Source organism: Microbacterium umsixpiens, assembly GCF_053543675.1.
In genome coordinates, this window is record NZ_JBLVOH010000061.1 from 20,132 (window position 1) to 29,644 (window position 9,513).

The window sequence follows — 9,513 nt, forward strand, 5'->3', positions numbered from 1 at the left end:
AGTCAGGTCGCCGTGTCATCGGCGGGAGCGAGGCGATAGCCCACGCCGCGGACTGTCTCGATGTAGCGCGGTCGCGCAGAGCTGTCGCCGAGTTTGCGACGCAGATTCGCGATGTGCGTCTCTATCGCGCGCTTGTCCGGCTCGCTCACGTAATCGTTCGAGCCGTCGGGTGCGCCGCGCAGCCCGCGCGCGAGATCCGCCTTGCTGCGCACCCGCTGCTTCGCACCGAGGATGTCGGCGAGCAGGTCGAACTCGGTGGGTGTGAGGTCGATCCGCTTCTGCCCGATCAGCACGAGCCGCGTGTCCAGGTCGACGCTGAGGTCGCGGTGCACCAGGCCCCGCCAGGTCAAGACGGTGGCGCCTTCCGCCGACGGCTCGTGCACGACGGCGGGGGCCGGCGTCGGGTCCGGGCGCGTGTCGACGATCCGGGGGCGCCGGAGGAGCGCCTCGATCCGCGCGCGCAGCTCTCGCGGCCGGAACGGCTTCACGAGGTACTCGTCCGCACCGGAGGTGAGCCCGAGGACCACGTCCGACTCGTCGGAGAGCGCGGACAGCATGATGACGAACGTGTCGCTCACCCGGCGGATGCGTCTCGCGACCTCGAACCCGTCGATGCCGGGGAGATTGATGTCGAGGGTCGTGATCACCGGCTGGTGTTCCTCGATCGCGGCGATGCCCTCCGGCCCGGAACCGGCGAGGTGGGTCTCGAAACCGGCGGCGAGGAACACCTCGTCCAGGAGCGAGCGCACACCCGGGTCGTCTTCGATGATGACGGCGACGAGCGGCGGGCGCACGGCCGCCGTCACGTGATGCCCTCGCGCACGATCGTGACGATCCGCGGAGCGTCGGCGTCGAGCTCTGCGGCGTCGAGCTCTGCGGGGTCGAGGTCGGAGGCGCCGACCGGCCGCTCGAGCTCGATGTCCCACCACGAGTCGGCGAGCTCTTCGGCCATGCCGCGTCCCCACTCGATCACGACCACCGAATGCTCCAGGTCCAGATCGAGGTCGTCGAGCTCCGCAGCGGAGCCCAGGCGGTAGGCGTCGACGTGCACGAGCGGAGCCCGGCCGGTGAGCGACGGATGCGTGCGCGCGATCACGAAAGTCGGACTCTGCACGGGTCCGCGCACCCCGAGCCCCTCGGCGAGGCCGCGGGTGAAGGTGGTCTTCCCGGCGCCGAGAGGGCCGGTGAGGATGAGCAGGTCGCCCGCCTCCAGCTGCTCGCCGATGCGGAGGCCCAGCTGCTCCATCGCCTCGGTCGTCGCGATCTCCCGCCGCCCGCGGAAGGCCGGGTTGACGCTCATGATGCCCGCCGGGGGACGCGGGGACCGATGCGCGTGACGATCTCGTAATTGATGGTGTCGGCGGCCACAGCCCAATCGGCGGCGGAGGGCACGCCGAGCGTGGGGTCGCCGAAGAGCACGACCTCGTCGCCGATCGAGACCGGGGTGTCGCCGACGTCGACGACGAACTGATCCATCGCGATCCGCCCGACGTTCACGAAGCGGCGTCCGGCGATCGAGACGGGGAGTCGCCCCGAGGCATTCCGCGGCACACCGTCGGCGTATCCGAGCGGGACGAGGACCAGCGTCGTGTCGCGGTCGGTGCGGTGGTCGTAGCCATAGGAGACACCCGTGCCCGCCGGCACTCTGCGCACGGCGGCGATCGCTCCGCGGAGGGTCATGGCGGGTCGCAGCCCGAGTTCGGCGGAACTGCGGTCGTCGAAGGGGGACAGGCCGAACAGGCCGACCCCGATGCGCACGGCGTCGAGTCGCATCTCGGGCAGGTCGATGGCGGCGGCTGTCGCGGCGATGTGGCGGATCTCCGGGTGGATGCCGAAGGATGCGGCCGCGGCGACACCCTCCTCGAACTTCGCGAGCGCCGCCCTGTCGTCGTCCGCCGAGGTGTTCGAGAGGTGGCTGAACAGCCCGACGATGCGCAGCCGTCCGATGCGTTCGAGGCGCGCGGCCTCGGCGAGCACACGCCCCCAGTCGGCCGGGGCGATGCCGTTGCGCGACAGCCCGGTCTCGAACTTCAGGTGCACGCCCACCGGCCGGTCGACCGTGGCCGCCGCCGCAGCCGCTTCGAGCTGGTCGAACGAGGAGATGCCGATCTCGATGTCCTGCGCGGCCGCGTGCTCGAACCTCTCCCCCGGTGCGTGCAGCCACGCCATGAGGGGGGCGTGCACGCCCTGCCTGCGCAGTTCGAGCGCCTCGGGGATCTCGGCGACGCCGAGGCGCGTGGCACCAGCCGAGAGCGCGGCTACAGCGGTGGCCGCGGCGCCGTGCCCGTAGGCGTTGGCCTTGACGACGGCGATGACCTCGACGCCGGTGAGTCGGCGGAAGTGCCGCACGTTGTCGGCGATCGCGTCGAGATCGATGGTCGCCTCGCGGAAGGGGACGGTCACAGCGGGGCTCCTTCGGCGACGACGAACGCCGCGGCCAGGCCGGCGTCATGGGTGAGGGTCAGATGCAGAGTACGTATGCCGCGCTCCTCGACGACCGCGGCGGTCGAACCGGTGAGCACGAAGTGCGGGCGTCCCGACGGCTCGGAGGCGATCTCGATCTCGGTCCAGTGCACTCCGTCGGAACCGCCCAGCGCCTTGATGAGCGCCTCTTTGGCGGCGTATCTCGCGGCGAGCGAGGGAAGGCGCAGCGTGCGCTCGGAGGGGGCGAAGAGCCGCTCCCTGAGGCGGGGCGTTCGGGTCATCGTCCGTTCGAATCGCGGGATGTCCACGAGGTCGATGCCGGTGCCGATGATCACCCGTTCAGCCTAGCGAGCATGCGTCGCATCGGAATCGTGCGAATGGCCTCGTCTCCGTGGAAACAAGGCCATTCGTGCGACGTGAAGACGGACCTACTCGACCGTGACCGACTTCGCGAGATTGCGGGGCTGGTCGACGTCGAGTCCCTTGGCCGTGGCGAGCGCCATCGCGAAGATCTGCAGCGGGACGACGGCGAGCAGCGGCTCGAACATCGCGCCGGCCAGCGGGATGTGGATGACCTCGTCGGCGAACGGCAGCACGGCCGCGTCGCCCTCTTCGGCGATCACGATCACCCGGGCGCCGCGGGCGCGGATCTCCTGGATGTTCGAGACGACCTTCGAGTGCACGAGCGCGGAGTGACGCGGAGACGGCACCAGCACGAACACCGGCTGTCCCGGCTCGATGAGCGCGATCGGTCCGTGCTTGAGCTCGCCGGCGGCGAAGCCCTCGGCGTGGATGTACGAGATCTCCTTGAGCTTGAGCGCACCCTCGAGCGCGATCGGGTAGCCCACGTGGCGACCGAGGAACAGCACCGAGCGGGTGTCGGCCATCCAGCCGGCCAGCTGCGTCACGTGCTCCTGCTCGCTCTCGAGGACCTTCGCGATCTTCTCCGGGAGAGCTGCGAGCTCGGCGACATCGGTCGACGCGTCGGCGATCGCTCCGCGCACACGGCCCATGTGCAGGCCGAGCAGCAGCAGCGCGGTGATCTGCGCCGAGAACGCCTTGGTCGACGCGACGGCGACCTCGGGGCCGGCGTGGGTGTAGACGACGGCATCCGACTCGCGGGGAATCGTGGCGCCCTGCGTGTTGCAGACCGACAGCGTGCGTGCGCCGCGCTCGCGGGCGTACTTCACGGCCATCAGCGTGTCCATGGTCTCGCCGGACTGGCTGATCGAGACGACGAGGGTGTCGGCGCCGATCACCGGGTCGCGGTAGCGGAACTCGTGCGCGAGCTCGACGTCGACGGCGACGCGTGCCCACTGCTCGATCGCGTACTTGCCGACGAGCGCGGCATACGACGCCGTGCCGCAGGCGGTGATGATGACACGGTTGATGCCGACGAACAGCTCGTCGAGTCCGTCGAGCTCGGGGATGACGACCTGGCCGTCCTGGATGCGTCCGCGGATCGTGTTCGCGACGGCCTCGGGCTGCTCCGAGACCTCCTTGGCCATGAAGCTCGACCATCCGCCCTTCTCGGCGGCGGCGGCATCCCACGACACGTCGAACGGCTCGGCCTCGACGGGCGTGCCGGCGAAGTCGGTGACCGTGACGGCCTCCGGCGTGATCGAGACGATCTGGTCCTGTCCGATCGACAGCGCCTTGCGGGTGTATTCGATGAAGGCGGCGACATCGGAGCCGAGGAAGTTCTCACCCTCGCCGAGTCCGATCACGAGCGGGGAGTTGCGGCGGGCGCCGACCACGAGACCGGGGTGGTCCTGGTGCATCGCCAGCAGGGTGAACGCGCCCTCGAGGCGGTTCACGATGCTGCGGAAGGCCAGCTGCAGGTCGCCACCGTTGCCGGCGTACTCCCGCCCGAGCAGGGCGGCTGCGACCTCGGTGTCGGTCTCGCTGCGGAACACCACGCCATCGGCGAGCAGTTCCTCGCGCAGGGCCGAGAAGTTCTCGATGATGCCGTTGTGGATCACCGCGAGCTTGTCGTCGTCGGCCAGGTGCGGGTGCGCGTTGACGTCGGTCGGTCCACCGTGCGTCGCCCAGCGGGTATGACCGATGCCGGTCGACCCGTCGGGCAGCGGCGCGTCGGCGAGCGAGTCGCGCAGCATGGCGAGCTTGCCCGCCTTCTTGCGCATGCCGAGCGAGCCTTCGCCGTCGATCACGGCGACGCCCGCGGAGTCATAGCCGCGGTACTCGAGGCGGGCAAGACCGGCGAGAAGGATGTCCTGGCTGGGGCGCGGGCCCACGTATCCGACGATTCCACACATGCGATCAAGAGTAAGGCGGGTTTTTTGCGAGTCGTCCGTACATTCTCTCGCCCCGAACGGCGCTCAGAGTTTGCGCAGCAGCACGGTCTCCACGTCGTGATCCGCGCCCTTGCGCAGGACCAGTCGCGCACGGTGCCGCGTCGGCATCACGTTCTCGACGAGGTTGGGCATGTTGATTTCATTCCAATATCCGAGCGCAGTGGTGATCGCCTCCTCGTCCGTGAGGTGTGCGAACACGTTGAAGTAGGACGACGGGTTGGCGAACGCGGCCTGGCGGAGGGCGAGGAAGCGGTCGACGTACCACTTCTCGATGTGCGACGTGTCGGCGTCGACGAAGATCGAGAAGTCGAAGAGGTCGCTCACGGCGACGTCGTTCGGCGCGGGCGGCGGCTGCAGGACATTGAGTCCCTCGACGATGACCACGTCGGGACGACGCACGACGACGTTGGCGTCCGGCACGATGTCGTACCGCATGTGCGAATAGAAGGGAGCGCGCACCTCGGTCGCGCCGCTCTTCACGTTCGTGAGGAACTCGATCAGCGCGCGGCGGTCGTACGACTCCGGGAAGCCCTTGCGGTCCATGATCCCGCGGCGCTCGAGTTCGGCGTTCGGATAGAGGAAGCCGTCGGTGGTCACCAGCTCGACGCGCGGAGTGCCGGGCCAACGGCTCATGAGCTCGCGCAGCAGGCGCGCGATGGTCGACTTGCCGACCGCGACCGATCCGGCGACGCCGACGACGAACGGGGTGGTGGTGTCGTCCTCCTGGAGGAACGACGACGTGGCCGCCCCCAGACGCTTGGTGGCGGTCGCGTAGAGGCTGAGCAGGCGACTCAGCGGCAGGTAGACCTCGCGCACCTCGGTGAGGGAGAGCCGGTCGCCGATGCCGCGCAGCTCCACGACCTCGGTCTCGGTGAGGGGCTGCTCGAGTCCGGCGGCGAGCCGGGCCCATTCCGCGCGGCCGATCTCCCGATAGGGCGACAGCGGCAGCGTGGGGTCGACGGTGGTCACGGAGTACATCGTATCCGGGCGCGAGTAGTCTCTTCCCGTGCGCCTGGGAGTCCTCGACATCGGATCCAACACCGTCCACATGCTGGCGGCCGACGTCCGCCCCGGTGGACGTCCGCTCGCGACGACGAGCGACAGGACGGTGCTGCGCCTCATGCGCTACCTCACGCCCGACGGCGCGATCTCGGAAGAGGGCGTGGTCGCGCTCGAGGCCGCGGTCGCCCAGGCGCGTCGCGTCGCCGAGACCGAACGCGTGGATGCGCTGCTCGCGACGGCCACGAGTGCGGTGCGCGACGCGCGCAACGGAGCCGACGTGATCGCCCGCATCGAGGCGGCTCTCGGGCAGCCGCTGCAGGTGCTCGACGGCGAGACCGAGGCCGAGCTGACGTTCCTCGCCGTGCGCCGCTGGGTCGGATGGTCGGCGGGGCAGCTGCTGCTCCTCGACATCGGCGGGGGCTCGCTGGAGATCGCCGCGGGCGCGGAGGAGATGCCCGATGCCGCGGCATCCGTCCCCCTCGGCGCCGGACGCATGACCGTGCAGTTCCTGCCGAACGACCCGCCCGGCGAGGCCGACGTCGAGAAGCTGCGCACCCACGCCGCCGCGACTCTCGCCACGATCCTGCCGCAGTTCGCCGCGCTGCCCCGGCCTGACCACGTCGTCGGTTCATCGAAGGCCATCCGCTCGCTGGCACGGCTGGTCGGCTACCCGGCGCCCGGGTGGTCGGGGACCGAGCGGATGCTGCTCCCCCGGGCCTCGCTCGGCTCGTGGATCCCTCGGCTGGCGCGGCTACCCGCGTCGGCCCGGCAGGAGCTCCCCGGCATCACCCCGGATCGCACGTTCCAGATCGTGGCCGCGGCGGTGTCGCTGCATGCCGCGATGACGGCGCTGAAGGTGGAGGAGCTCGAGGTGTCGCCGTGGGCGCTGCGTGAGGGCGTGCTGCTGCGCTACATCGAGCAGCTGAGTTGGAGCGACGCCCGAAGCTGAGAGTCGCGCCGAGGCGCCGCGGCTACCATGACGGGATGTCCTCCGCCACCGCTGCTCCCGTCCGCGCCGGGGCTGCGACGGCGCGGGTCGCACTCGTCGGCTACCTGCTCTTCATCGGCTTCACGGTGTGGCTGCCGGCGAACGTCTCGGCGAAGGTCACCGGTCTCGTCGGCGTCATGGCACGGTGGGTGTCCGACGCCGGCATCGCTCCCTACTATCAGAGCGCCGTGGTGTTCGAGTTCCTGGCGAACGTCGCCCTCTTCGTCCCGGTGGGGTTCCTGCTGCCGTTCGCCTGGTCGCGTCTGCGGCTGTGGCAGGTGGTGCTGATCGGTGCCCTGATGAGCGGGCTGATCGAGTCGGTCCAGGGTCTCATGCCCTCGCGCTACCCCACGATCTCCGATGTGATCGCCAACAGTCTCGGAACTCTCGCGGGTGGCGTGATCGCGGTGCTGCTCATCCTGATGCTGCCGTCGCAGCCTGCACGGAGCCCTAGGCTGGTGGCGTGAACCCGCAGCATGACGATGGACCGCCGGCCGGCATGAGTCGCCGGGAATGGCGCGAACGACAGAACTCCGCCACCGCCCCGGAATCGCCGTCCGCACCCGTCGCCCCCGCATCCGCCCCCACGGAGGATGCCGCCCCCCTCGCCGCGATCCTTGGCGCACCGGCGTCGGATGCACCCTCGTCACGCCTCACGATCCTCACCGTGTGCACCGGGAACATCTGCCGGTCGCCGCTGGCGGAGGTCATCCTGCGGGCCGACCTCGAATCGCTCGGCGTGCGGGTCCACAGCGCGGGCACACATGCGCTGGTGGGTCACGGCATGCCCGAGCCGGCGCTCGAGCTGGCCGCGCAGACGGGCGTCGATCCCGCGACGGCATCCGCCCACCTGGCCCGCTACCTGGTCGAGCCGCTTCTCGAAGACGCCGATCTCGTCCTCACCATGGCACGCGAGCATCGGTCGCACGTGGTCAAGATGATGCCCAACCGACTGCGTCGCACCTTCACGGTCCGCGAGTTCGCGCGCCTCGCATCGACGGTGAGCACCGACGACGCCCGCGCTGCCGCCGATGCGGCCGGCTCGTCGTCGCACGAGCGGTTCGCCGCCGTGCTGCGTGCCGTCAACGATCAGCGCGGCGTCACCGCCTCCTCCGGGGATGACGACGACGTGATCGACCCCTACCGGCGGTCGCGTGAGACCTACGCCCGGTCGGCGGCGGAGCTGACTCCCGCGCTGGTCGAGGTCGAACGAATCGTGCGCGCCGCCCTCACGTGAGCCGTGTGCGCCTCCGGCGGCGGGGTGTTCGCCGTATGCTCATTCTCATGTCTGCATCCCGGCCTCCCCGCGGGATGTGCGAGGGGATGAAGAGTTGGAACTGAGAGACTACGCGCGCATTCTGCGCGCGCATTGGATCGTCATCGTCGCGGCCACGCTGGTGGGTGCGGCCCTCGCGTTCGGCTGGAGTTCCCTGCAGCCGCGGGTGTACTCGGCCGACACGACAGGCATCGTGACGGCCGTGGGCGGAGACGGCACGAGCGGTTCCGCCCTCGTGGGCAACCAGCTCGCCCAGAGCAGGGTCAAGTCGTACCTCAATCTCGGTTCCTGGCGGGCGGTCGCCGAGCATGCGATCGACGAACTCGACATCGACGCCTCGCCCGACGTGCTGGTGAACCGGGTCACGGTGACGAACCCCGTCGACACCACCGCACTGAAGGTCACCGCCACCGGGCCGACGCCCGAGTCGGCGCAGGCACTGGCGCAGGCCTGGCTCGACGGCATGGCGATCGAGATCGAGAAGCTCGAGGGCGGCACCGCCGAGACGCCGGCGGCGATCTCCCTCATCGTCGGTGACTCCGCGCGCCTTCCCAGCACCCCGTCGTCGCCGAACACGCGACTGAACGTCATCATCGGCGCTCTCGCCGGTCTCGCCCTCGGTCTCGTCTACGCGTTCGTGCGGCACACCGTCGACCGTCGCGTGCGTCACCCCCGCGACATCGAGCGCGAGACGGGCGTCTCCGTCATCGGCACCCTCCCGCTCGAGAAGTCGATCGCCGGCGAGCGACAGGTGATCGACTTCTCCCTGGAATCGCAGCACGGGGTGTCGCACCATCTCATCGAATCGATGCGCGAGCTGCGCACGAACCTGCAGTTCATCGACGTCGACAACCCGCCGCGCGTGATCGTGGTCACGAGTTCCGTGCCCGGCGACGGCAAGTCCACCGTCTCGGTCAACCTCGCCTCCAGCCTCGCCGCCGCCGGACAGTGGGCCATCCTCATCGACTGCGACCTGCGTCGCCCGGTCATCGCCGACATCTTCGGCATGTCCCACGACGTGGGCCTCACCGATGTGCTCGCGGGTCGGGCCGAGCTGCAGGATGTGGCGCATCGCCCCTCCCGCGACATCCCGCTCGCCGTCGTCGGCGCCGGGCGCATCCCGCCGAACCCCAGCGAGCTGCTCGGGTCGCAGCGCATGCGCGACTTCCTGGCGGAGATCAGCAAGTCGGCGATCGTCATCCTGGACTCCCCGCCGGTGCTGCCGGTGACCGACGCCGCGGTACTGGCCGCGAACGCAGACGGCGTGCTGATCGTCGTCTCTTCGGGGAAGACCACCTTCGACATGCTGCAGCGGGCGATCGACAACATCACCCGCACGACCGGCCGGGTGCTCGGCGTGGTGCTGAACCGCGTGCCGCGCAAGGGTGCGGAGTCGGCGTACTATGGCCGCGAGTACTACGGCGCCTACGAGCGCTACGCGAAGGACGGCGACAGCGAGAGCACTGAGCCCGATGCCGCGCCCGGTGTACGCCGGCGCGGCACCGCTC

General features: G+C 70.0%; 10 protein-coding genes. 4 read left to right on the forward strand and 6 right to left on the reverse strand.

From position 1 onward, the window contains the following. Window positions 1-2: 2 nt before the first annotated feature. The 6 genes from ACNPM4_RS06105 to coaA form a co-directional block, all read right to left on the reverse strand. Complete coding sequence (locus ACNPM4_RS06105; protein WP_448985074.1) at window positions 3-806, reverse strand: response regulator transcription factor; 804 nt, start codon at window positions 804-806, stop codon at window positions 3-5. Next, window positions 803-1,300, reverse strand: a complete 498-nt coding sequence (gene tsaE, locus ACNPM4_RS06110) for a tRNA (adenosine(37)-N6)-threonylcarbamoyltransferase complex ATPase subunit type 1 TsaE (RefSeq protein WP_448985075.1) — start codon at window positions 1,298-1,300, stop codon at window positions 803-805. Before tsaE ends, ACNPM4_RS06105 begins: the two co-directional genes overlap by 4 nt. Beyond that, complete coding sequence (alr, locus tag ACNPM4_RS06115) at window positions 1,297-2,403, reverse strand: alanine racemase (RefSeq protein ID WP_448985077.1); 1,107 nt, start codon at window positions 2,401-2,403, stop codon at window positions 1,297-1,299. Before alr ends, tsaE begins: the two co-directional genes overlap by 4 nt. Continuing rightward, the gene (locus ACNPM4_RS06120; protein WP_029261110.1) at window positions 2,400-2,759 is read right to left on the reverse strand and encodes a holo-ACP synthase; all 360 of its coding nucleotides are present in this window, start codon (window positions 2,757-2,759) and stop codon (window positions 2,400-2,402) included. Before ACNPM4_RS06120 ends, alr begins: the two co-directional genes overlap by 4 nt. 93 nt (window positions 2,760-2,852) lie before the next feature. Next, window positions 2,853-4,700, reverse strand: a complete 1,848-nt coding sequence (gene glmS, locus ACNPM4_RS06125; RefSeq protein WP_448985078.1) for a glutamine--fructose-6-phosphate transaminase (isomerizing) — start codon at window positions 4,698-4,700, stop codon at window positions 2,853-2,855. A gap of 63 nt (window positions 4,701-4,763) precedes the next feature. Further along, window positions 4,764-5,717 carry a type I pantothenate kinase gene (gene coaA / locus ACNPM4_RS06130; protein WP_091035079.1) on the reverse strand — a complete coding sequence of 318 codons (954 nt, stop codon included), beginning with the start codon at window positions 5,715-5,717 and terminating at the stop codon, window positions 4,764-4,766. 28 nt (window positions 5,718-5,745) lie between these two features. Here coaA and ACNPM4_RS06135 point away from each other — a divergent pair, with 28 nt between their 5' ends. The 4 genes from ACNPM4_RS06135 to ACNPM4_RS06150 form a co-directional block, all read left to right on the forward strand. Then, window positions 5,746-6,690 (forward strand): Ppx/GppA phosphatase family protein, encoded by a 945-nt coding sequence (locus tag ACNPM4_RS06135; protein WP_448985079.1) that lies wholly within the window; start codon window positions 5,746-5,748, stop codon window positions 6,688-6,690. Between the two features lie 35 nt (window positions 6,691-6,725). Further along, window positions 6,726-7,196, forward strand: coding sequence for a VanZ family protein (locus ACNPM4_RS06140; protein WP_448985080.1), 471 nt, complete (start codon window positions 6,726-6,728; stop codon window positions 7,194-7,196). After that, window positions 7,193-7,966 carry an arsenate reductase/protein-tyrosine-phosphatase family protein gene (locus ACNPM4_RS06145; protein ID WP_448985081.1) on the forward strand — a complete coding sequence of 258 codons (774 nt, stop codon included), beginning with the start codon at window positions 7,193-7,195 and terminating at the stop codon, window positions 7,964-7,966. Before ACNPM4_RS06140 ends, ACNPM4_RS06145 begins: the two co-directional genes overlap by 4 nt. Before the next feature lie 94 nt (window positions 7,967-8,060). Continuing rightward, the coding region (locus ACNPM4_RS06150; protein ID WP_448985082.1) for a tyrosine-protein kinase domain-containing protein at window positions 8,061-9,513 on the forward strand (1,453 nt) is incomplete at its 3' end.